Raw genomic sequence first — 1,193 nt, forward strand, 5'->3', positions numbered from 1 at the left:
GGTAATCCCCCCCTAGAAGCGTCGCATCCAGAAGTAGAATTTTCTCGTTGAGGAGTTCTACAGCATGAAGAAGTCGAGATTCACAGACAGCCAGATCATCGAAGCGATCAAGCGGGCCGAGGCAGGCTTGGCTGTGCCCGAGCTGTGCCGCGAGCTGGGCATCAGCTCGGCAACGTTCTACAAATGGCGGGCCAAGTTTGGCGGCATGGACGTGTCAATGATGTCGCGGATGAAGGAGCTGGAGGCCGAGAACGCCCGGCTTCGCAAGATGTATGTCGAGGAGAAGCTCAAAGCTGAGCTCCGGGCGGAGGCCCTCGAAAAAAAGTGGTGAGGCCATCTCGCCGACGCGAGATGGCCCAACACATGGTGCGAGAGCGAGGAATTTCAGTGCGGCTGGCCTGCGAGGTGGTTGGCATCAGCCAGACCTGCTATCGGTACGTCTGCAAGCGAAGCACCGAGAACGATGAGATTGCAGACTGGCTGATGCGGCTTACAGACAACCACCGCAGTTGGGGGTTCGGGCTGTGCTATCTGTATTTGCGCAACGTCAAAGGCTACTCGTGGAATCACAAGCGGATCTACCGCATCTATCGGGATCTGGAGCTGAATCTTCGCATCAAGCCGCGCAAACGCCTAGTGCGCCAAGCGCCCGAGCCTCTGAGCGTGCCGAACCAGCTCAACCATGTATGGTCGATGGACTTCATGCACGATCAGTTGGCCGATGGCCGAAGCATCCGATTGCTCAACGTGATCGATGACTTCAATCGAGAGGCCTTGGGCATTGAAATCGACTTCTCGCTGCCGTCCGAGCGCGTGATCCGATCCTTGAAGCAAATTATCAGCTGGCGAGGCAAGCCGCTGGCGATACGTTGCGATAACGGACCGGAGTATCTAAGCGTCGCCATCACCGAGTGGGCTGGGCAATGGGGTATCAAGCTCGAATACATCCAGCCGGGCAAGCCGCAGCAGAATGCCTATGTCGAGCGATTCAACAGGACCGTGCGCTACGAGTGGTTATCTCAGTATCACTGGGAAGACCTGGATCACGTGCAGCGCGCCGCGACCGAATGGATGTGGTCCTACAATCACGAACGCCCAAATATGGCACTGGGCGGCTTCACCCCCAAACAGCGGCTAGCCATGGCTGCATAGCGTTCCTACTTCTGGCAATCGCTAAGAATGGGGGGATTACC

General features: G+C 57.2%; 1 protein-coding gene. It reads left to right on the forward strand.

What is annotated here, in order from left to right; translation table 11 throughout:
- Window positions 1-64 precede the first annotated feature (64 nt).
- Window positions 65-1,152, forward strand: a protein-coding gene (locus AC6LJ9_RS30565; RefSeq protein WP_498150444.1) for an IS3 family transposase whose coding sequence is annotated in 2 segments (ribosomal slippage) — window positions 65-317 and window positions 317-1,152 — 1,089 coding nt in all. Because the reading frame shifts where the segments join, the coding sequence is not laid out codon by codon here.
- Window positions 1,153-1,193 lie beyond the last annotated feature (41 nt).

The sequence above is a fragment of the Achromobacter sp. 1011811831 genome, assembly GCF_059760905.1.